At 69.3% G+C, this 22522-nt stretch carries 17 protein-coding genes; 2 read left to right on the forward strand and 15 right to left on the reverse strand.

The window, feature by feature from the left end; genetic code table 11:
• Nucleotides 1-66: 66 nt before the first annotated feature.
• The 10 genes from AC4D16_RS13450 to AC4D16_RS13495 all read right to left on the reverse strand — a co-directional run bounded on the left by AC4D16_RS13450 (nt 67) and on the right by AC4D16_RS13495 (nt 12198).
• Complete coding sequence (locus tag AC4D16_RS13450) at nt 67-726, reverse strand: HAD family hydrolase (RefSeq protein WP_490955335.1); 660 nt, start codon at nt 724-726, stop codon at nt 67-69.
• Between the two features lie 59 nt (nt 727-785).
• Nucleotides 786-2879, reverse strand: coding sequence for an iron ABC transporter permease (locus tag AC4D16_RS13455; RefSeq protein WP_490949729.1), 2094 nt, complete (start codon nt 2877-2879; stop codon nt 786-788).
• Nucleotides 2880-2885: 6 nt separating this feature from the next.
• Nucleotides 2886-3878 carry an ABC transporter substrate-binding protein gene (locus AC4D16_RS13460; RefSeq protein WP_490955336.1) on the reverse strand — a complete coding sequence of 331 codons (993 nt, stop codon included), beginning with the start codon at nt 3876-3878 and terminating at the stop codon, nt 2886-2888.
• 123 nt (nt 3879-4001) lie between these two features.
• Entirely contained in the window at nt 4002-4844 is an 843-nt protein-coding gene (locus tag AC4D16_RS13465; protein ID WP_490955337.1) for an ABC transporter ATP-binding protein, read from the reverse strand.
• 88 nt (nt 4845-4932) lie between these two features.
• On the reverse strand, nt 4933-5769 hold the full coding sequence (locus tag AC4D16_RS13470; RefSeq protein WP_490955338.1) for a class F sortase: 837 nt from the start codon (nt 5767-5769) through the stop codon (nt 4933-4935).
• 159 nt (nt 5770-5928) lie between these two features.
• Nucleotides 5929-7272, reverse strand: a complete 1344-nt coding sequence (locus AC4D16_RS13475; protein ID WP_490955339.1) for a hypothetical protein — start codon at nt 7270-7272, stop codon at nt 5929-5931.
• Nucleotides 7273-7574: 302 nt separating this feature from the next.
• Nucleotides 7575-8918 carry an ABC transporter permease gene (locus AC4D16_RS13480; protein ID WP_490955340.1) on the reverse strand — a complete coding sequence of 448 codons (1344 nt, stop codon included), beginning with the start codon at nt 8916-8918 and terminating at the stop codon, nt 7575-7577.
• On the reverse strand, nt 8915-9592 hold the full coding sequence (locus AC4D16_RS13485; RefSeq protein ID WP_490949723.1) for an ABC transporter ATP-binding protein: 678 nt from the start codon (nt 9590-9592) through the stop codon (nt 8915-8917). The genes AC4D16_RS13480 and AC4D16_RS13485 overlap by 4 nt, the downstream gene beginning before the upstream one ends.
• A complete protein-coding gene (locus AC4D16_RS13490) occupies nt 9589-11193 on the reverse strand; it encodes an efflux RND transporter periplasmic adaptor subunit (protein ID WP_490955341.1) in 1605 nt (534 codons plus the stop codon). The genes AC4D16_RS13485 and AC4D16_RS13490 overlap by 4 nt, the downstream gene beginning before the upstream one ends.
• Nucleotides 11194-12198, reverse strand: a complete 1005-nt coding sequence (locus tag AC4D16_RS13495) for a hypothetical protein (protein WP_490955342.1) — start codon at nt 12196-12198, stop codon at nt 11194-11196.
• 194 nt (nt 12199-12392) lie between these two features.
• On the opposite strand from AC4D16_RS13495, the gene AC4D16_RS13500 reads away from it, so the two are divergent.
• Nucleotides 12393-13136: a CPBP family intramembrane glutamic endopeptidase gene (locus AC4D16_RS13500; protein WP_490955343.1), complete on the forward strand. Its 744-nt coding sequence runs from the start codon at nt 12393-12395 to the stop codon at nt 13134-13136.
• A 134-nt stretch (nt 13137-13270) separates the two neighbouring features.
• On the forward strand, nt 13271-13510 hold the full coding sequence (locus tag AC4D16_RS13505; RefSeq protein WP_490955344.1) for a hypothetical protein: 240 nt from the start codon (nt 13271-13273) through the stop codon (nt 13508-13510).
• A gap of 81 nt (nt 13511-13591) precedes the next feature.
• Here the strand turns inward: AC4D16_RS13505 and AC4D16_RS13510 are convergent, their stop codons facing one another.
• The 5 genes from AC4D16_RS13510 to AC4D16_RS13530 all read right to left on the reverse strand — a co-directional run bounded on the left by AC4D16_RS13510 (nt 13592) and on the right by AC4D16_RS13530 (nt 22486).
• On the reverse strand, nt 13592-14542 hold the full coding sequence (locus tag AC4D16_RS13510; protein WP_490955345.1) for a manganese catalase family protein: 951 nt from the start codon (nt 14540-14542) through the stop codon (nt 13592-13594).
• 206 nt (nt 14543-14748) lie between these two features.
• Complete coding sequence (locus AC4D16_RS13515; protein ID WP_490955346.1) at nt 14749-17934, reverse strand: Ig-like domain-containing protein; 3186 nt, start codon at nt 17932-17934, stop codon at nt 14749-14751.
• Between the two features lie 64 nt (nt 17935-17998).
• Nucleotides 17999-20032, reverse strand: coding sequence for a beta-galactosidase (locus AC4D16_RS13520; protein ID WP_490955347.1), 2034 nt, complete (start codon nt 20030-20032; stop codon nt 17999-18001).
• A gap of 183 nt (nt 20033-20215) precedes the next feature.
• Nucleotides 20216-21568, reverse strand: coding sequence for an ABC transporter substrate-binding protein (locus tag AC4D16_RS13525; RefSeq protein WP_490955348.1), 1353 nt, complete (start codon nt 21566-21568; stop codon nt 20216-20218).
• Between the two features lie 48 nt (nt 21569-21616).
• Nucleotides 21617-22486, reverse strand: coding sequence for a carbohydrate ABC transporter permease (locus AC4D16_RS13530; RefSeq protein ID WP_490955495.1), 870 nt, complete (start codon nt 22484-22486; stop codon nt 21617-21619).
• Between the last annotated feature and the right edge of the window lie 36 nt (nt 22487-22522).

The following is a 22522-nucleotide window of genomic DNA, read 5'->3' on the forward strand; positions in this document are numbered from 1 at the left end:
GTGGGCATCAGTTCGTTTTGGACCGGACCGAGGCCGTTCGTGGCCACAGTCCCGCGGAGCGTCCCGTCAGGTCACGAGCGATTGGACCATCGAGAGCCCGCGCGGGCCGAAGGTCGGGAGAGGCGGCAGCACAAGCGTGGTGATGCCGCACTCCGCCGCGGCGCCGTCGTGCGTGGATCTGTCGCCGACCATCAGGGTGCGCGCTCTGGCGCACCCCGAGAGCTGCAGGGCGAGCTCGAACATGCGCGGGTCGGGCTTCTGGACGCCGTGCTCGAAGGAGAGCACGTAGTCGTCGATGAATCGGCCCGCGCCCTGACGGGTGAGCATCGGACGGATGTCGACGTGGATGTCGCTCAGCACGATCACACGGCAACCCTGCGCCTGGAGGTCCTCGAGCACGGCGAGAACGTCGGGGAACAGCGGGCGGAAGTGCTCGTCCTCATCGACGTGTAGGAGTGCGTGAGCGAGGTCGAGGTCGAGGCCGGCACGCTCGAACAGCAATCCTTCGGCTGCCAGGTACGAGGCAAGGCTGGTGTCCGCCGTCCGGAGCGCCGCCTCCACCTCCGGGTCGGTTTCGGCGCGTAGAACCCTGGCACAGATCTCGTCCACGGCTGCATCGTCGACGGTACCCAGCGAGCGCATCGCCGCACGTACGCGCTCTCGGAGTGGCGGGTCGTGAACGAGAGTTCCACTCCAGTCGAAGATCACGGCGTCGAATCGGGGCATGGCTGCACCGTACCGTCGGTCAGGGCCGCGTGCGTCACACGGCGCATCGGCGCCCGGCCTCAGCGCGCCAGTCTGCTCCTGAACAGCAGGTACACGAAGTACGGCGTGCCGAGCAGAGCCGTCAGGAGCCCTGCCGGGAGTTGGGCCGGGGCGATCGCCGTGCGGCCGATGACGTCACCGAGGCACACGAGCACCGCGCCGAGCAGCATGGCGGTCGGCAGGGCCAGGCGGTGCTGCGGACCGACCAATGCTCGCGCAGCATGCGGCGCCACCAGCCCCACGAAGGCGATCACGCCGATCCCGGCGACCGAGGACGCGGTGAGCAGGACCGCGAGGCAGAGCAGCAGGAGTCGCGCTCGCGGGACGCGCACACCGAGCAGGCGGGGTGTGTCCTCGTCGAGGGCGAGGAGGTCCTGGGTGCGGTGCAGGGCCGAGATGATCGGCGCCGCGAGGATCAGGGCCGCGGTCATGGGCACGAGGTGCTGCAGCGACCGCCCGTAGGTGGAGCCTGACAGCCACGTCAGTGCCTTCGCCTCGTTCCACGGATCGGTCAGCACGATCAGGAGCGTGATGACGGCGGTTGCCGCGGCCGAGACCCCGATGCCGACCAGCACCAGACGGTCCGTCTGCATGCCGCCGCGGAAGGACAGGCCGAAGACGACGACGGACACGACGGCGGCGCCGATCCCCGCCGCCCCGCTGATGAGCCAGAAGCCGGCCAGGGGCACGAATGTGATGACGATGATCGCTCCCACGCCCGCTCCGCCGGAGACGCCGATGATCGCGGGTTCCGCGAGCGGATTGCGGGTCACGGCCTGGATCGCGGTGCCGGCGAGGGCCAGGGAGGCGCCCGCGAGCAGGGATGCCCCGATGCGTGGCGCGCGCGTGTCCATGATGCTCGAGACCACGGGACCGGCCTGGCCGGTGGCCCAGTTGGCGATATCGCCGAGCAGCAGTTTGGCGTCGCCGAGGAGCGCCCCGGCCACCGCGACGGCGATCAGCAGCACCCCGAGGACCACGATCACGGCCGTACTGCGCGCCGCGGTGATGGGCCGCAGGGCCACGTTCTTCGGCTCGCGGGAGGGTCCGTCGGATCTCATGCGGTGCGCGAGCGCCACGAGGAAGACGGCGCCGAAGAGGGTGGTGACCACGCCGGTGGGAACCTCGACGGCGCTCTCGGCGCCGATGGCCGCGCGGAGCGCCACGTCCGCGGCGAGAACGAGGAAGACGCCGAGGAGTGCCGATGCCGGGATGAGCGCGAGGTGACGGTGGAGCCCGGGGATGCGGGGGGCGGCGAGGCGCACGACGGCGGGCGCGGCGAGCCCCACGAACCCGATGGGGCCGGCGACCGTGACGGCAGCGGCGGAGAGCAGCACCGCCAGGACGATCGCGAGCACCTGCGTGCCACGGACGTTGATGCCGAGCACGCGCGCCTGGTCCTCACCGAGGGTGAGGAGGTCGAGGGAGCGGGAGCGCAGCAGCAGCACGAGGAGGGCGGCGCCCGCGAGAGGCGCGAGCAGCGTGACGCGCTCCAGGCCGCTCTGCCCGAGCGACCCCGACCCCCAGGCGAAGAGGCCTTGGGTCTCCTCGGTGAACAGCAGCAGGAACATGTTCGTGAGCGCGCTGAAGGCCAGTGCGAGGGCGGACCCCGCGAGCACGAGGCGGACGCTCGAGGACTGCCCGGCCCCGGCCAGTGCGAGGACCAGGGCCGCCGCCGCGAGGCCGCCGAGGAAGGCGACGCCCACCGCCCCGAGCAGGGGCACCTGCAGGCCGAGTGCTGCGACGGCGACGACGGCGAGGTGCGCGCCCGCGTTCACCGCGAGGGTGTCCGGGGAGGCCAGGGAGTTCCGCGAGACGGACTGCATGACGGCCCCTGCGGCTCCGAGCGCGACGCCCACGAGGACACCCGCGGCGAGGCGCGGCACCCGGCTGTCGAGGACGACGGCGGCCGACAGGGCGTCGTCGTTCCCCGTCAGGAGCGAGAGGATGTCCGCGGCACCGACGCTCGCGGTGCCCTGGGTGAGGTGGACGAGCGCGAGGAACGCGGTGGCGACCGCGAGCAGTGCGCCGGCAACGACCAGCCGCACCCCGACCCGGTCCGGCGGGGTGCCGGTCGGGGCGGGAGGGGCTTCGGCGAGCGTTGCCGGCGGCATCGGGAGCTACTGCGCGGACTGCGCGGCATCCACCGCGGCGTCGATGATCTGGTTCATGGAGCTCGGCCCGCCGAAGACCCACAGCGAATCCGGGAACCGCGTGACGTCGCCGGACTCGACGAAGGGCAGGGCGGTCCAGACCGCGTTGTCGGCGAGCTCGTTCTGGTACGGATCCCCGTAGGAGTCGTTCGCGATGTACCAGAAGCGGGTGTCCGTGGGCAGAGCCGTGAGGCCTTCGACGTCGGTCTGCGCGAGACCGTAGGCGGCGTCGCCCTCGAGGTCCCACGCGTTGGCGAGACCGAGTTGCTCGAAGACGTTGCCCACCAGCGACCCCTCGGTGAACGGCCGGATGGACACGCTGCCGGCGTCGGCGTAGGCATCGGAGAACGCGACGCTCGCCCCGGCCGCACCGGCTTCCTCGATGGCGGCCTTGCCGTCGGCGAGCTTCGCCTCGAACTCGGTCCGCAACTCGGCGGCGGCGTCCTCGGTGCCGGTGATCGTCGCGATCAGGTCGATGTTCTCGAACATCTGACCGAGGTTGTCCGTCGCGTCACCGCCGGGGATGACGACGACGGGCACGGTCTCCTCGATCTGCTCGATGGCCCCCTCGGTGAGCTGATCGGTGACGATCACGACGTCGGGGGTGAGGGACACGAGGGTGTCGATGCTCGGCTCGCCGCGCAGCCCGACGTCCGTCACGGAATCGTCCAGCGGCTCGGCGCTGACCCAGGTGGCATAGCCTTCGACGTCGGCGGCGCCCACCGGCATGACGCCGAGCGAGACCAGATTCTCGATGGCGTTCCACTCGGTGGCGACCACGCGCTCCGCAGGGCCGTCCAGCGTGACCTCCTGGCCGCGGGCATCGGTGACGGTGATGGATTCACCTGCCGCCGCGGTCTCGGCCGGGGCGTCCCCTGCGGCCTCCTCGGTGGTCCCGCACGCGGTGAGGGCGAGCAGTGCCGTTGCTGCGAGGGCAGCGAGCATCTTCTGGTGGGTCATCGATGTCATTCCTGTTCGGTGCGCCCGCAGTCGGTGCGCGGTGGGTGGAGCCGTCCGTCGGGTGCGCGGACGGCCGGGGGGTCGGTGCCGGGATCGGTTCGGTGGCTCTCGAGCGTGAGCGGGTCAGGAGGCCGTGAGGACCGCCGCGGGGTGCGCCGGGCTGTTGTGGCGCCCGACGGCGCGGGTACGGACGGTGCCGCCCGAGACCGTGACGTCCACGCGCACGCCGTACGCGCGGGAGAGGTTCTCGGCCGTGAGCACGTGCTCCGGTGTACCCTGCGCCGCCACCACGCCGTCCTCGAGGAGCACCACGTGGTCCGCGATGGCGGCGGCCTGGTCGAGATCGTGCAGCACCACCCCGACGGTCACCCCGTGCTCGGTGGCGAGGTCCCGGACGACGTCGAGGATCTCTACTTGGTACCGGAGGTCGAGGTGATTGGTGGGCTCGTCGAGGAGCAGCACGCCGGTGTCCTGGGCGAGGCAGCTCGCCAGCCACACTCGCTGGGTCTGGCCGCCGGAGAGGGCTGCGACGGGACGGTCGGCGAGGTCCGCGGTGCGCGTGAGGCTGAGGGCGCGGTCGATCGCGGCGCTGCCGCGCGGGTCCGCTCCAGTCCACCGGCTGCGGTGCGGGTGCCGACCGAAGGTGACCACCTCGCGCACGGTGAGTCCTCCCGGCACGGGCCTGCTCTGGGCGAGCAGCGTGATGGTCCGGGCGAAATCCCGGGCCGAGAGGGCGCGCACATCCGCGCCGTCCTCGAGCCGCACTGCACCGGAATCCGGTGCGTGCAGCCGGGCGATGGTCCTGAGCACTGTCGATTTCCCGCTGCCGTTCGGGCCGATCAGGGCGGTCACGCTCCCCGGCCGGAGATCGAAGGAGACGGGCCCGACGACGCGCCGGCTGCCGTAGGAGATGTCGAGCTCCGCGACGGACAGCGACGGGTCTGCGGAAGCGTGATGGGTGGACACAGTCCAAAGGTTAGGCTGTCCTAACCCTGAGCGCAAGAAATTAGGGCACGATCGCGTGACTTAATCGTGGCGCCACAGAATCAGGAGATCAGGCGGGCGAGGCGGTGACGACGACGTTCTTGCCCCAGGGATCTTCCGTGAAGCAGCTGATGATCACCAGGCGGCTCGGGGTGATGTTCCAGATGTCGCTGTTCTTCAGCGAGTCCTTGTCGTAGGTCGTCACGGCGTCCACCACGTAGTTCATCGGGCCGGCCATCGTGTCGAGCACGATCGCGTCGCCGGCCTCTACGTCCGTGCTGAACAGGTCGAAGGGCGCGTCCCGTCCTTCCCAGCTGTGTCCGGCGATGTAGGTGGTGTCGGTGGAGCCTCGGCCCGGGGCCCCGTAGGCGGTGAGCCAGTATCCGTCGTCGCTGATCGGCGGCACGATCGATTGCGCGGCGAGCTCCTCGGCCGTGGGGATGAGTGGAAGGACTGCCACGTCAATGCCCGCGGCCGGCACCGTGATGCGGGTGGGGGCGACACCGTTCGGAGAGGCCGGCGGTGCGGGCGCGGGTGCACCTGCCGCCTCCCCGGGTCCGCTTGGAGTCGGCGTGGGGGAGACGACAGGGGCTGGAGGGGTGGGGCTCGGTGCGGCAGGCGGGACCTGCGCGGCGGGTGACGTCGGGCCCGGGTCCGCAGGAGCGGGCGGCGCCGTCAGAATGGGTGCGTCGAGGGCCAGGTCCTGAGCCTGGGTGTCCTGTGCGGCTTGGGACGAGTCACCAAGCGTCGGGATGAAGACGATCATCGCGGCCACGAGGGCCGCGGCGGCAAGGGGGAGCAGCGCCAGACGCGACACCGTCATGATGCGCTCGGCCGTGGTGGGAGCGCTCTGCTCGACCAACCCGTCAGTCTCCGTTGTGGCGTCGTCGGGTGCGGGGTCTTTCATCGCGTCCTCAGTGTGTTCGGTGTACCTGACCTGCTGGGTGTTCTCGATGAACCGGAATGCTCTGCGATTCCGGTTCTGTAGTGGAACTGGCCGGGGGTGCCGGCCTGATGGACCGGCACCCCCGACATTCCTACCTTCCGGGGTCACCCCCGGTCAGTGTCAGTTGCTGCGCTGTGCCTTCTTGCGGAGGCCGAAGGCAGCTGCCGTGACGCCGAGACCGGCGGTCATGAGGCCGAGGAGGCCCAGGCCCGCTGCCGGGGACTCTTCGGTAGCCGCTGCGGTCTGGACGTTCACGCCGCGGTTGTTGCCCGTGGTGCCGGCGCCGCCGGTGCCCGTGCCGCCACCCGAGCCGCCACCGACGACGACGCCGGTCCCGGTACCCGTGCCGCCGCCGACGACGACTCCGGTGCTGCCGTCATCGTCACCGTCGCCACTACCGCCGTTGTTCACGTCGACGACGATGTCGATGTCCACGATGACCTGGACAACGCCCGGGCCGCCGACGGTGCCATCGACGCCACAGGCTGCGATGGAGGCATCGAACAGGGCCTGGAGGGCCAGGATATCGAGCGCCTCTCCATTGAGCTGGAGCTGGAGGGCTGCCAGGATGTCCAGCGCGGCCTGCAGCTCGAGGGCGGCGGCGTTGATCGCTTCCAGGTCGCCGGCGAGGATCAGATCTGCTTCGAGGCCCGCCACGATGGCTGCCTGTGCCTCGACCGCGGCTTCGGCCACAGCGGCGGCTTCAACGAGGGCGTCGACGTCGAGCTCGGCGAGGAGCGTGGTCCGAGCGTCGAGGGCCGCCGTGACAGCAGCCGTCGCCTCCGTGACGGCTTCCAGCTGAGCATCCTGGGCAATGCCGAGGTTGGTAGTGGCCTCAAGGAAGTCCGCATCAGCGTCGAGGCCAGCCTGCACTGCGGCGTTGAACAGCACCAACGCTGCAGCGTCGTCGGCTGGGTCGAGCGGAGTCAGGAGAGCGTCCGCGACCGCTTGATTCGCTATGACGAGGTCGGCGGCGGCATCGACCTGAGCCTGGATGGCGAGATTGACAATGCCTTCTGCGTCGGCGACCAGAAGGGCCTGCGCGTCGACGACGGCGGCCAGATCGCCTTCGGCGATGCCGACAAGGGCATCAGCTTCGGCGACGAGGCCCAGGGCCACCTCGAGCTCGTCAACAGCGAAACCGAGCTCGAGGATCAGTTCATCGAGGATGTCGGTCTGCGCGTCAAGCTCGAGCTGGAGCGCGACCTGTGCGTCCGTCGACCCGTCGATCAGCAAGTCGAGTGCTGCCTGCGCATCGACGACGTCGTCGAGGGCGACATCCAGGTCGATGAGCAGGTCGGCGTCCAGGCCTGCATTGCCGAGGGCCGTGAGGAAGGCGGCCTGCGCGGAGAGGCACTCGGGGGAGTCGAGGTCCGCTGATGCGGGAGCTGCGGAAAAGAAGAGGCCTCCTGCGGCCAGAGCGACGGTGGAGCCGGTCGCCAGCATGCGATTGCGAGTGAGCATTTCGTGATCTCCAAGTACTTCGAAGGTGACTCCCGAGAGAGCAGGGGAGGGAACCGCGAGGCTCCCTTTCCGCCCCGATTCGTTCTGCTTCTCATGCCACACCAGGGGCCCGGCCCGCGCTACGGCCGCTCGGCCACTTTTTCTTTGGCCGGGAGGTTTGTAAGTACCCTGAGAAATATCTGCGAATTCGCCGGATGGTTATGGAACTAGCCACATGGCCAGACCGTATGGACGGCGGGAGACGAGGAGTTGCGGGCAGCGGCGCGGAGAACAACCGGTCGCTGCTGTGCCGACCTTCGCCGTCAGCTCCCGCGCAGCGCCACCACGGGCTCGATGCGCGTGGCCTTTCGAGCCGGGAAGCTGCCGGCCACGAGTCCCACGACCGCTCCCAGTACGGCCCCTCCGACGGCGACGAGCGGGCTCGTGACGGGCGTCCACTGCTGGGACACGGAGATGGCGATGACGGCGAAGACCCCGAGCGTGGCGCCGAGGAGGCCGCCGAGCAAACCGATGATCACCGATTCGAGGATGAACTGCCGGGCGATCTGCCGCCGGGTGGCGCCGATGGCGCGGCGGAGGCCGATCTCCCCGGTGCGTTCCATGACCGAGAGCATGGTGACGTTGGCGATCCCCACGCCGCCGGCGAGGAGCACGACGACGGACAGCACCACGAACACGAGGTTGATGTCCGCCTGGACGTCCACCGCGAGATCGGAACGGCCCTCCGGGGCCACCACGTCCACGGTGTCCGGGGTGTCAGGTGCGAGGGCCAGGGCGGCCTGCTCGGCGACCTGCGGCCCGGCGCCGAGCATGATGCGCGCCTGCACGTCACCCGGCGCGGCCAGCCCGAAGTCGGAGCGCGCCGCACCGGTGGTGATGACCACGCTCTCGAGGAGTTCGGGGCGCTGCTGCACATCGCCGAACACCCCGACGACGGCGTAGGGGAGGCCGTCGATGAAGATGGAGGGCTGCGAGTCCACCCGGGTGATCCCGAACCGCTCGGCCAGCCGCTCGCCGAGGACGGCCACGCGGTCCTGGCGTTCGTCGTGACCGGCGTCGAAGATCCGGCCGAAGCGGATGGACCCCTCGAGGGCGTCGACCAGCCCCGGTGAGGTGGCGAAGACGCGGGGCGGGGAGGTGATCGGGGCGGAGGGGTCGTTGACGGGTACGGCCGTCACGGTGCCCTCGCCGAGCTGCACCTCGGTGATGAGGGCGGCCTGCTCCACCCCCGCGATGCGTTCCAGGCGCTGCACGGAGTCCCAGGGAAGGGTGCTCGTGGCGACGCTGTCCCCGCCGGCGGTCTGCGCCTGCACGGGGGAGGCGATGACCTGCGTGGCCGCGAAGGCGTCGAACCGCTTGGCGAGCTGGCCCGCCGTCGTCTGTGCGAAGCCGATGGTCGCGACGAGCGCGCCGATCCCGAGGATGGTGCCGGCGAGGGTCATGAGGAGCCGGCCGGGCCGGGTCCCGAGGTCCGAGGTCGCCTCGATGAGCAGATCGATGAACCCGAACCTGTCACCCGGGGGCACGGCCTGGACGAGGTCCAGGTACTCGGGGACGTCCTCGAACGGCACGGTGTCCCCCGAACCGTCACCGAGGCCGTCGTCGGACCGCGCGGGGATGTCCGCTTCAGGACGACGTCGTCTCATGCGCTGGTGCTTACTCGTCCGTCGGAGATCCGCACGCAGTGTGGCGCACGACGGGCCACGGCCTGGTCGTGCGTGATGATCACGAGCGCCAGCCCGTCGGTGACGAGTTCCTCGAACAGTTCCATGACGTCCGTGGTAGTCACGCCGTCGAGGTTGCCGGTGGGTTCGTCCGCGAGGAGCAGGCTGGGCCGCGTGACGACGGCGCGTGCCACGGCCACGCGCTGGCGCTCGCCACCGGAGAGGGTGCCGGGCAGGAAGTCCACGCGGTGGCTGAGGCCTACGCGCTCCAGAGCCTCCCGGGCGCGGTCCTCACGCTCGGCGCGCGGGGTGCCGCTGTAGAGCATGGGCAGCATGACGTTCTCGAGCACGGAGCGCCGCGGCATGAGGTGGAACGCCTGGAACACGAAGCCGATGCGCTGGGCCCGCACGGCCGCCCGGGTGTTCTCGTCCAGCGCGCCGGTCAGATGCCCGGCGAGGCGGTACTCGCCGACGCTCGGCCGGTCGAGGAGGCCCAGGATGTTGAGCATCGTCGACTTCCCGGAGCCGCTCGGGCCCACGATCGAGACGTAGTCGCCGTCGTGCACCGTGAGGTTGATGCCCTTCAGGGCCTGCACCTCCGGCGGGCCGGGGAAGGAACGCGTGACGTCGCGGAGATCGACGAGCGGGGTGCTCACCGCCCCACCACCACGAGATCGCCCTCGGCGAGGTCGCCCTCGATCGGCGTGATCTCAACAGCCCCGGGGGTTGCGAGGCCGCTCCGGACGACGACGAGGCGCGTGCGCGCTTCCTCCCCCTCCCGGGGGTCGCCCTCGGCGACCTCCACGCGGGTCTCGCCGCCCGGCCCGGCGCTCAGGGCCGCGTAGGGCACCGAGAGCACCTCGCCGTCGGTGGCCCCGACGGCGATGGAGACGCGCACGTTGGAACCCTGGAGTTCGAGGATCTGTTCGGGTGTCAGGGGATCGGGCAGCAGATCGATGGTCCACCGCTGGGAATCGCCCTCGCCGGGTGCCAGCGCCTTGATGGTCGCCTGGTGCTGTGTGCCGTCGGGCAGTTCGAAGGAGGCACGGTCCTCGACCTTCAGCAACCGGGCGTCGGCCTCGGCCGCGGAGCCGGTCAACCCGAGGGTGGCCCCGGAGACGGTCATGGCCGCGCCCTCGAGCACGGACCCGCGCTGGGCAGCGACCGCGTCCACGCGCCGGGGGAGTTCGGAGAGGTACAGCACCTCTCCCGCGGGGAGCGCCGGCAGGGCGGCCTGTTCGGCGCGCACCAACTCCTCCTGGGCCTGGGTGAGCTGCGTGAACGCGGCGTCGACGGCGGCTCGCTGGGGTGCGTTGGTGCGGTCGGCACCGATCTCCTGGCGGCGCAGCTGCGCGAGCTCGAGGGCGTCCACGAGGTTGCCGATCAGCAGCTGGTCCTGTGGGTCGGCGTCCTGTGCGGCAGCGAGTTCGCGCCCCGCGCTCGCCACCGCGTTGTCCGCCTCGCGTACTTCGACGGCCGTGGCACCCACGGGAGTGGTCGCCAGCTCGTTCTGCGCGGTGAGCAGTGACTGCTCGGCGGCCCGGAGCTGCTCCTGGGCTCCGCGCAGGGCTTCCGCCCCGCCCTCCTCCGGCTCGGGAGCGGAGTATCCGGCGTTGGCGTAGAGCGTGGTGAGTGCGGCGGCCGAGTCCACGCCGAAGGTCGCGTCCGCGGGATCCCCGGCGTCGATGCCCACGGCCCTCATGGCCGTCTTGAACTGCACCACGTCCGGGCCCGTCACGCCGACCTGCAGCGTCCGGTAGGCGGGCAGCTCGCCGGGCAGCACGATCACGGGGCGGCCGGCCACCTCGAGGGCGACCGACATCGCGTCGAGGTCCGTTCCGACCTCGGGGACCTGGCCCGTGACGACGGCGGGGCCGTCCACGGTCGCGGTGTCGATTCGCACCTCCACCGGGTTGGCGAAGGCCACCTCACCGCGGATGGTGACGTCGTTGCTCAGCTGCCCGAACTCCACCGGTGCGGTGACCAGGCCGGGAGCGGGAGGGTCGGCGTCGCCCGCGGCATCAGCCGGTGACACCAGGAACCGACCCAGGAGCAGGCCCGCCACGAGGCTCAGCACGGCGGCGACGGCCACGAGCCACAGCGTGCGGTTGCGCCGGAACACCGCGGCCATCCCGCCCGACGACGGCGCGGTGGCCGGTTCCTCCCCCGGGTACTCGTCCTCGAGAAGATCCAGGCCTTCCGTCGGTGCCGTTCCGTCGGGGTCGTTCATCGGTTCGTCGCGTCGAACGTGGTCCACTCAGGAATCCTGCTCGAGATCGGCCTTCAGGGCGTCGATCTCCGCCTGATGGTCCTCGATGAACTGCTGCTCCTGCGCGAAGCGCACCTCGTTGGACTTCTGCTTGTAGTCGGTCTTCTCGCGGCAGTCGAAATCGATGAGGGCGAGTTCTATCTCCTTTTCCCCCAATTCCTCCATTCCTGCTTCGTCGGGCATGGGAGGCGCCGTCATGTCCTCGGCGCCTTCTTCGATGGTCGGCATCGGCATGTTCTCGTAAAACTCGTTCATTTCCTCATTGATGCTGTTCTGGGCATCCATCTGCTTGTTGAATCCGGGCCGGCCGGCATCTGTCATGCAGGACGCCCATTCGGCGTCGATGTCCGCGAGGTCGGGGGAATTCATGCTTCCCTCGTAGAACTCGTTCATCGCGTCCATGAGGGGCTTGTGCTCGTCCGTCGCCATGGGATCCGTCACGCCGCGCTCGTTCTCGGCCCAGCCGTAGCACCCGGCGGTCGTCCAGTCGTACTCCATGGCCTCGCCCTCCTCAGGCATGTCCTCGGGGTCGGGTGCGGGGCCGTACAGGGCTTCGTTGAAGGCCTGTGCCTCCGACTCGGAGAGGCTCGCGACGTAGTCGGCGTTCGCATCGACGTATTCGCCCACGTCCCCGCTCTGCATCTCCTCCTTGCCGGGGTAGTTGACCATCCCGTAGCCGTACTGGGCCACCCACTCGCGGGAGTCGAAGTCGTACTCCTCGCCGGAGGAGAAGCTCATGGTGGCGCTCTGGGTGTTCGGCGTGTACTCGAAACCCTCCTCGGTCATGCACTGCGCCACGAGGTCCTCGCGTTCCCGCTCGTCCTCCGCGTACTTGGCCTGCTGCTCCTCGGGGCTGAGGTCCGCTCCGTAGGCCGAGGCGAAGATCTCCGAGATCGGGGATTGCTCCTCCTCCTCGGCAGCGGGAGTCTCGGACGAGGACGCACAGCCCGCCAGAAAGGCGGAAGCACAAAGTGTCAGGGACAGGGCGGTCATTGTTCTGCGTGAAGGGCGCACGGCTTCTCTTCCTCGAGAGGGGTGTTTCTGTGGATGCTATTCCCGATGTGCCCGTGACCGATTCATACTCAGGGAGGATATTGCGCCGAAGATGGTAACGATTCCGAACTCTTCCCTTTTCGGGTCGGTAATGGTAAGGCGCTGTGAATACTCGATCGTGGAAGAGTGGCACGGTGATCAACCAGCAGCCGGGAAATTCAGCAGCGCCTTTTCACGCGCGGCAGCCGCTCACGCTGAAGCAGGCGGTGAGGGCGCTCGTCTTCGTCGTCCTGTACGTGGCGGCGGTGGTGGGCCTCTTCCTCCTGGTGGCCTTCGCGGATCCGTTCGAGCTCACGTTGGCGGGTTTCCTCCCGGCGTTCCTCGGTCTCGTCACCGCCGCGGCGATGCTCTCGCTGTACGTCCATCTCGTTCGACGCAATGGGCTGTCCTTCGCCGACCTCGGCTTCCGGCGACCGGGACCTCGCATGGCCCATCTGCTGTGGCAGGTGCCGACGACGATTCTCACAGCCGCCGTCATCCAGGGTTTGTTCTTCGCCGTCCTGCTCGCCTTCGGTCTCGACCCGGCCGCCGCGCAATCGACCAACGATCCGCTGCAGGACCTCCGCGGGCTCCCCTGGCCAACGGTGGCCGTCGTCGTGATTGCGGTCGCCGTGGCCACACCCCTCTGGGAGGAGGTCCTGTTCAGGGGCGCTTTTCTCGACGGCTTCTCGCGGCGGTTTCGACCGTGGGCGGCCATCACACTGTCAGCGGCCCTGTTCGCCGCCGTCCACCTGGTCCTCGTCGGCTTCGTGTACCTCTTCTCGCTCGGCGTCGCACTGGCGCTCCTGCGCCGCTTTCACGACAACCTGTGGGCTCCGGTCATCCTCCACGCAGTGAACAACGGTCTCGTGGTGCTGTTCATTCTGACCGCTGCATGATGCGCGGACCCGTTAACCGCGGGGCGCGTCCCCACGAATAGCAAGCCAGCTTAGGATCGGCGTAGGGTGGCAGGACGACGTCGGGCGCATTGCGCGACGTCCGACCGATCCGGCTTGCATTGGAAGGACCATCCATGAGCACCCAGAACGAGCAGCCCACGCACGACGCCTCCGCCGACCAGGCGCTGTCCGAATCACTCTCGGCTCACGCCGACCTTCCCGAGGCCAGCGACCCGGTGGACGAGAACCTGTCGGAATCTCTCTCCGGCCACGCCGACCTTCCCGAGGGTGACGTCCCCGAGGGCGGTGTCCCCGAAGCCGACGAGCCGCTCGAGGAGATCGACGGCAGCCCGGTCCGCACCGAGAACAGCTGACCGCCGAAGCACCAACGGCGCCAACGACGACGGGACCTCCGCACCAGCGGGGGTCCCGTCGTCGTTCTGCGAGCGGAGGGTCTACTTCATGGGGCCGAAGGTGGCGTCGATGTCGGCCATCTCCATGTCGGCCGTGGCCTGGATCAGCTGGAGCAGCTCGGGGTCCAGCCCCGGCGCGAACTCCTCCAGACGCTCCGGTGCGATCTCCGACGGCACGCCTGCGGGTGCCTGCTCACTGGCGTCGAGGGTGGTGCCGTCGTTCGAGGGTGACATCCCCTGGTAGATCTTCCCGGCCTCCGACTGCCCTTTGAGGTCGAAGGTGTACTGCTTGCTCTGCAGCCCGAGGTCGAGGAGCTTCTTGACCTCGGGGAACTGCTCGGCGTTGGTCTTCGGGATCGGCAGCAGCGACTTCCAGTTCACGCCGAGCGTCTCGAGGGCCTTCGCGTACCCGTTCTCGTGCGCCTGGTCGCGGACGATCAGGTAGGAGATGGTGGAGCGCGCCGTCTTGTTGTCCGTCATCTCGTACATGCGGCACTTCTGCAGACGCCCGGTGGCCTCGAGCATCAAGTTGTACAGCAGGTCCAGGGGCAGGTTGCCCGAGTTGTAGACGTAGCTGCCGCTCCACGGGTTGCCCGCGGAGTCGACGGGCAGGGCTCCCTGCGCACCCACGAGGTAGTGGTGGATGTTGCCCTGGGACAGGGCGAGGTTCAAGGGGATTGCCCCGCCGGCGCCGGGGGTGTCCAGCGGGTCGTCGAGCTTGCCCTGATAGCGGGGTGAACCGTCCAGGAGGCGGGAGATGGTGGTGCCGATCAGCTCCACGTGGCTGATCTCCTCGGTGCCGATGCCCTGGATCAGGTCGCGGTAGGGCTTCGCCGCCGCGCCGCGGAAGTTCATGCTCTGGAACAGGTACTGCATCATGGTGCGCATCTCGCCGAACTGCCCGCCGAGACCCTCTTGCAGGGCGTTGGCTGCGGCGGGATCCGGCTCGTCGGGGATGATCTCGTTGATGAGCTGCTGGACGTGGAAGAACATGGAGCCTCCTTGAGGGAGCGGCGGTATGCCGCTCCTGACCACACTCGTCCGGCGAAGTCGACCCCACAACCGACCTTGATTGTCCGCGCCGGGGGTTGCCAGAACCGCGTTGATCGGCGGTGCGCTGCCCACCTGCGAACACGAGAACGACGACGGGACGCCCGCTGCGCGCGGATGTCCCGTCGTCGTTCTGTGTCAGGCAGGCGTTACTGCCGGTTGAGGTTCAGCCGGTACGTGGTGGTGGCCGTGCCGTCCTCGCTCGTGACCTCGATGACCGCGGTGCGGCTCTCCTGCGTGGGCTGCGTGACCGTCACCGTGGCGTAGGGGTCGGTCGCGGTGGCCGCGATGGTGGGCAGCTTGCCCCGCCACCGCTCGGAGTACGTGGTGACGTCCGAGGCGAAGCCGGCGATCGGCGTGCCGTTGATGCTGATGCCCGAGAGCGAGGAGTCGAAGGACGTCGACGGGACCGAGCCGAGCACCTCGATCTCGCTGACCACCATGTGCGTGTTCGGCCGGGCGGTCATGACCACGCGGACGGACTGCGCGCTCACGCTGCTCATCGGCAGGGTCACGACGGGCGCCGGGGCACCTGCGGGGACGCTGACGGGTGCGCCGGAGTCGGCCCACTGGCCGTCAGCGCCCTGCACCTGCAGTTGCACGGTTTGCGCGTAGCTGTCCGTGGTGCCGTCGCGGAAGAAGTGCACCTTCACGCCGCTCAGCGGCTGTGTCTGGCGGAGGTTCACCGTGAGGGTGTCGGCAAGGTTCTTGTTGCTCGAGCGCCAGTTGGACCAGGCCTTGTCACGGAGGTTCCCGTTGAAGAGGCCCGCCGTTCCGTAGCCCGGTTCGGTGAACGTCGCGGTGGCCGTCGTGCCGCCGTCGTCCGCGATGTTGTCCGGCGTGCCCGCGGTGACCTGGATCAGGACGCTGGCGGGGATGGTGGCGCCGTTCCCGGCGTCGGCCCTGCCCTGCAGGGTGTAGACGCCCGTCGCCGGGTAGCTGACGGGAGTGTTCCAGGTGACCGAGCGCTCGAACGTTCCACCGAGGCTGCCGACGGCGGTGACCGTGGCGGGCAGCGACGGCAGGCCGTTGACCACGGCCTTGGCGCGTGCGGGCTGCGTGGAGACGAGGGTGTCCACCGTGACCACGGCTTCCACCGGGAACGCGTTCCCGAAGAGGTCCGTCGCGGTGCCCTTGACCGTCACGGTCCCGGGCTTCTTCCAGCGGTTCTCGTTGGGGAGCTTCCACGTCACGGGCAGCGAGCCGCGCGCGCCGTCGCGGTGCACGGGGGTGACCGTCGTGGGGAGCGTCGGGGCCATGCCCGGGCTCGTCAGCGCGGTGACGTCCTGCACCGACTGCACGGTCTCGTCCAAGAGGGTCCAGCGCTGGTTGGCGCCGGAGTTCGCGAGGTAGAGCGTCACGGGGGCGCCCTCGGCCGTGGAGCCGCCGCCCACCTCGAGCAGCAGATCGGTCTCGGCGTTCACGAAGGTGTAGGTGCCGTCGCCGGTGGTGGAGGCGATCCACTCGGCGCGCGGGTTGGTCCCCACGGGAACGACGGCGGCAGCGCCGCCCTGGTCCGCGAGCTGGAACGCACCGTTCAGCGTGGTGATGGAGTAGCGCTCCTGGTTGGTGTTGTCCTCACCCAGGCTCGTGAAGCGGAACAGCTGCTTCGTGTCAGCGTTGTCGCCGGTGCTGATGACCGCGCTGCTGCCGGCGGTCTCGATCGACTTCCCGGACTGCACGCCCTCGATCCGGTACACGTGGTCCGTATCGATGGCCGCGGCGTCCTCCGCGATCCCGGCGACGCCGTCCACCACGAAGGTGGTCACGGATTCGGCGGGCGCGGTGACGACGGCGGAGGTGCCCTCGATCGCGACCGGCGTGCCCTCGACGAGCGCACCGTTCACGTCACTGACCACGGGGGTCACGGTGGCGCCCTGGGCAATGGCACCGAACTTCGAGAAGTCGAGGACCACGGGCTTGTCCTCGGTGTCCTCGTTGATGTGCACGAGCGCCGCGCCGTCGGCCGTGAGGGCCGCCGTCGTGTTCTCGTCGTTCGTGCCGACCAGGCGGTCGCCGGGCTGGATGTAGTGCGTGTAGTTCCGCACGGTGTTGTACTTCGTGTTCGTGTAGATGGGGCACGTCTCGAGGGTGTCCGCGCTGGTGCAGTCGAACGGCATCTGGATGCTGCCCCAGTTGGCTCCGGCTGCGCTCTCGCCGCCGGGCGCCATGTTGTCGTAGTCCTCGACGGGCTGCCAGAACACCCACGCGGTGGGCTCGAGCTCGCGGAGATCGTCGGTGATGCGCTTGGCCATCCCGAGGCCCGGCTCCATGCTGGTGAAGCTCTGGCCGTCACCCCAGGAACCCTCCACCTCGCTCATCCACAGCGGCTTCTCCTCCGCCTTCGCGATGTCCCTCACCGTGGTGCGCTGGTTGGTGCCGTACGTGTGGACGTTGAGCTGGTCCACGAGGGCGCGGACGTCCTCGGGGTAGGTGTTCCAGTTGGTGGCGAAGAGGCCGGGGTTGGTCTCGTCCATCGCGGAGATGGTGGCGTCGGAGCTGGAGGTCTCGAGCTTCGTGGCGAGGTCGCGGAGCACCGTCTGCTGCAGCTGCGGACCGATGTGCGCGCCCTCCTGGCGGCCGCCGGTCGGGTTGCCATCGGCTCCGAGGCGCGTGCCCCAGTAGTTGGTGTTCGGCTCGTTGAACGGGTCGAGCGTGTCCACCTCGATGCCGTGTGCCTTCTCGAGCTCCTCGGTCACCCGTACCAGGTAGGCGTTGAAGTCGGAGATGCTCTCGGTGCGCAGCTGGTCCTGGTTGGAGTCGAAGCCACCGGAGACGTAGCCGCTCACGGTCTGGAAGTAGGGAGGCGAGTTGCTGAAGGTCTCCCAGTGCGTGACGTCGTTCTTCACGCGGTCGATCCACCAGCGCTGCGTGGCGTCGGCCTGGAGGTTCCAGTCGTTCTCGTCCTCGGGGTCCCACCAGTCCTTGTCGGCACGCGTGGTGCCCTCGGGGGCGTTCCACCAGCCTTCGACGGCACCGCCCGGGCGCAGGTAGTCCGGCACGTCCGGGGCGTTGCCGCCGCCGATGTTGTAGCGGGCGATGTTGAGGTTCAGGCCCTCGGGCCCGAACACCATGTCGGCCAGCTGGTTGCGGATCTCGTCCGGGTAGCCGCCGGTGGCGTTGGCGAACCAGACGAGGCTGGTGCCCCAGCCCTCGAACTCGTCGCCCTGGTAGGAGGGATCCGGTGTAAGGGTCAGGGCGTTCGCGGGGAGCTCCGGGGCGGCCGGGGGAGCGGCCTGCGCCGAGGCCGCTCCTCCGATCAGGGACGCGGCTGCCAGGACGGCGGCCACTCCTGTGGCGGCGGCTTTCTGGGCGCGCCGGGGTCGATTCATCATTGAATATGTGCTCCTTGATCAGTGGTGCTGGTTCCGTGAGGGGGCGTTACTGAGTGGTGCATTACTAGGTGGTGCGGAGGACCTTCCGGACGGCGACCGAACGGGGAGCCAGTTTGGACTCCTCGCCCGAGAGCGTGGTGCCGTCCACCCCGGTGATGTCCACCGGCGCATCGGTGCGGTTGATGAGGAAGGCGTAGTCGGCGTCGTCGCCGGTGCGCAGGACGTGCTCGACGGCGCCGCGGAGTTCCGCGGGTAGCGCGCTGACCACGCCGGCGCGGGCGGCGAGGTCCGTGAGGACGGTCTCGAGGCCTTGCGCGCCGAGGCGCGCTCCCACGTAGGAGGCACTGCCGGAGCCGACGACGCGGCGTGTCACGGCGGCGTCGCCCGCGTGGTCGTGGGTGGTGTAGCGGGAGAGCACTTCCACGCCGTCGACGCGCGGGTGCACGCGGTCCGCCCAGAGGGTGGCGGTGCTGCCGTTGTCCAAGGAGACGCACTCGCCGTCGAGCAGCGGGCCGAACTCGTCGATCCGCACGCCGAGCAGGTCCGCGAGGGCGCCGGGGTAGCCGCCGAGCCAGATGTGGTCGTTCTCGTCGGTGATGCCGCTGAAGTAGCTCGCCACGAGGTGGCCGCCGCCGTGCACGTAGGCCTCGAGGCGCTCCTTCAGTGCGGCGGGGACGGTGTGGAGGACGGGCGCGACGACGAGCCCGTAGCCCGTGAGGTCAGCGGCGGAGGGGACGACGTCGGCGCGGATCCCGAGGGCGAGGAACGCCGAGTACCAGTCCAGGGCCTCCTGCTTGTAGCGCAGGCGGTCGGTCGGGTGGGAATCCTGCTCGGAGGCCCACCAGGAGTCCCAGTCGAACACGATCGCGGCCGGCGCAGCCGAGCGGCGGGTACCGACGACGTCGGACAGGGCGGCGAGTTCGTGGCCGAGGTCCACGACGCCCCGGAAGATGGGGCTGTCCTCACCGGCGTGGGGCACCATCGCGGAGTGGAACTTCTCGGCGCCGGCCTTGGACTGCCGCCACTGGAAGAAGCAGACGGCGTCCGCGCCGTGAGCCACGTGCGTGAGGGAGTCCCGGCGCAACGCACCGGGCTTCTTCGGGGTGTTGATGGGCTGCCAGTTCACGGCGCTCGTGGAGTGCTCCATGAGGAACCAGGGCTTGCCGCCGGCGATGTTGCCGGTCAGGTTCGCGGAGAAGGAGAGCTCGTCCTGGGCCTGCGGTCCGGGCACGAAGTAGTGGTCGTTCGCGACGAAGTCCACCTCGGTGGCCCAGTCGGCGTAGTCCATGCCCTTGGTCTCACCCATGACCATGAAGTTGGTGGTGATGGGGATGTCCGGCGTGATGCGCTGCAGGATGTCCCGTTCCTCGCGGAGGTAGCCCTTGAGGGCGTCCGAGGAGAAGCGCTTGAAGTCGAGCTGCTGTGTGGGGTTCGGGTGCGAGGCGGCCTGGCGCGGGGGCAGGATCTGCTCGAATCGCGTGTAGCGCTGGGACCAGAAGTCGGTGCCCCAGGCCTCGTTCAGGGCGTCGATGCTGCCGTAGCGGTCGGTGAGCCACACGCGGAAGGCGCGGGCGGCGTCGTCGGAGTAGTCGTAGATGTTGTGGCAGCCGAGCTCGTTGGAGATGTGCCAGGCGCAGACGGCCGGGTGGTCCTTGTACCGCTCGGCCATGGCCGTCACGAGGTTCAGGGCGTGCTCGCGGAACACGGGGCTGGTGGGGCGCCAGTGCTGGCGCGCGCCGGGGGAGAGGATGCTGCCGTCGGCGGTGACGGGGAGGATCTCCGGGTGCTCGGTGGCCAGCCACGGCGGCGGGGAGGCGGTGGCGGTCGCGAGATCCACGGCGATGCCGTTGGCGTGGAGGAGGTCGATGACCTCGTCGAGCCACGCGAAGTTCCACTGGTCGCGCTCGGGCTGCAGGCGGGCCCAGGAGAAGATCGCGAGGGAGACCACGTTGACGCCGGCCTCACGCATGAGCCGGACGTCCTCGTCCCAGGTCTCGCGGGGCCACTGCTCCGGGTTGTAGTCGGCGCCGTATCCCATGCGCTTGCGGTTCGGTTCGGTGGGCCAGCGGAGCCAGCGGTGAGTGGTGGGGGTAGGCACGGTACAGCTCCTCGAGGCGGGTTCATACAGGTGGTACAGACAGATGATCGAGCTGCTGCCGCCGTCGTTCCCCGGCTCGTAAACGCGGGGTACGACGGCGGTGCAGCGGGTGGTGCGTTTACTGCGGGTGGTACGGACCGGGCGGGTGCGCGCGAGCTCCCGCCCGGCCCGGGCTTGCGGGTGCTACTCGGAGACGGTGAAGCCCTGCTCCGAGCCGTACTGGATGCTGGCGTCCTGCCAGGCCTTCAGGCCCTCGGTGAGCGGGGCATCCGAGACGTAGGACTGCCCCACGGTGTCGTTGAAGATGCTGTTCGCGTACACCTGGAAGGGCAGGTAGGACCAGCCCTCGGGCACGTTCCGCGCGGACTCCGCGAAGATCTCGTTGGCCTTCTGGCCGCCGAAGTACTCGAACTCGGTGGCGAGGAACTCCTCGGACTCCAGCTGCGCCGCCGTCGCCGGGAAGGCGCCGCCGTCGATCCTGGTCTCCACGCCCTCGCCCACGTTGGCGTAGTCGAGGAAGGCGTACGCGAGTGCGCCCTGCTCGCTGGCCGCGGGGATGGTCAGCGAGCTGCCGCCGTTCTCGGCGCTCGCGGTGCCGCCCTCTTCCCACTGGGGAAGGGGAGCTGCGCGCCACTTGCCCGAGGCCTGCGGCACGCCCGAGGTGAAGTTGCCGGGCATCCAGGCGCCGGTGGCGAGGGTGGCGATGGTGCCGCTGCCGAGGCCCTGGTACCACTCGTCGCTCCAGGAGCTGACGGGTGCCAGGAGGTCCTCGTCGAGCAGCTGCTGCCAGGTCTCCGCGAACTTGGTGGAGCCCTCGTCGGAGAAGTTCACGGTGACGTCCGTGCCGTCGACCTGGTAGGGCTGGCCGCCGGCCTGCCAGATGAGGCTGGTGGTGAAGCCGGCGTCGCCCGTGTCATTGGCGATGTAGACGTCCGGGTTCGCGGCCTGCAGCGCACGCGCCGCCTCGACGTACTCGTCCCAGGTGGTGGGCACCTCGACGCCGTACTGGTCGAACACCTCGGTGTTGTAGAACAGGGCCATGGGTCCGGAGTCCATCGGGAGGCCGTAGATGCCCTCGTTGGCCTGGACGGAGCTCCACGGGCCGGGGCTGAAGGTCTCCTCGAGGTCACCGGCGCCGTAGCCGGTGAGGTCCTTGACGGAGTCCGCCAGCGCGAACTGCGGCAGCGCGAAGTACTCGATCTGTGCCACGTCGGGGACGCCGTCGCCCGCTGCGATGGCGTTCTGCAGCGCTGTGTACTGGTCATTGCCGGTACCGGCGTTGACGAGCTCGATGTTGACGTTCGGGTACTCGGCCTCGAAGTCCTCGACCACGGCTTCGAGGGTGGGCTCCCAGGCCCAGACCAGGAGGTCGCCGCCCTCCTCGAGGGCTGCCTGGACGTCGTCGGCGCTGACCTCTTCGGGGGCCGCACCGGCGTCATTGCCGCCGCCTCCGCCGCCGCAGGCGGTGAGCGCGAGGGCCGCGGCGAGGGCGAGTGCCGAACCGCGCAGCACTGCCGGGGAGATTCTGCTCTTCATGGATTTCCTTTTCACTTCATCGTTTCGGAAGGGGTATGGAACGGGGAACTACTCTTTGACCGCGCCTGCACTCAGGCCGGACTGCCAGTACCGCTGCAGCAGCAGGAAGGCCGCGATCAACGGGATGATGGTCAGGAGGGAGCCGGTGATCACGAGGTTGAAGATGGCGTCGCCACCGGCCGTGGCGGCCTGGTTGTTCCAGGCGTTCAGGCCCACGGTCAGCGGGTACCAGTCGGGGTTCCGCAGCATGATCAGGGGCAGGAAGTAGTTGTTCCAGGTGGCCACCATGGTGAACAGCAGCACCGTGACGATTCCCGGGCCCAAGAGCGGCAGGCAGATCTGGAAGAAGGTGCGGAACTCGCCGGCGCCGTCCATGCGGGCGGATTCGAGGAGCTCGGTGGGGATGGCCTCGGTGGCGAACGTCCACATCAGGTACAGGCCGAACGGCGAGATCAGCGACGGGATGATCACCGACCACGGGGTGTTGGTGATGCCCATCTGGCTGAACATGAGGAACGTGGGCACCGCCAGGGCGGTGCCGGGAACGGCCACCGCGCCGATGACGACGGCGAACACGGCCTTCTTACCCGGGAAGCTGAACTTCGCCAGCGCGTACCCGCCGAGGACGGCGAGGAACGTCGCCCCGCCCGCGCCGAGGGCCACGTAGAGCACCGTGTTGAGGAACCAGCGGCCGAAGATGCCGTCGTCGTACGTGAGGGTGTCGCTGATGTTGGTGAACAGGGAGAACTCCCCGCTGAACCAGAGGCCGAAGGAGCTGAACAGGTTCTCCTGCGTCTTCGAGGAGTTGATGACCAGCCACACCAGCGGAATGAGGCTGTAGACCAGCACGATCCCCGTGAGGAGCGTCAGCAGGACGCTGCGCTTCGGCTTGTCCACGCTGTGGCGGTTGCTGCGCATGCGGATGTTCGCGGGCTTGGGCCTCGCGCCCTGGGC

This window comes from Arthrobacter sp. TJ-236 (assembly GCF_058269235.1).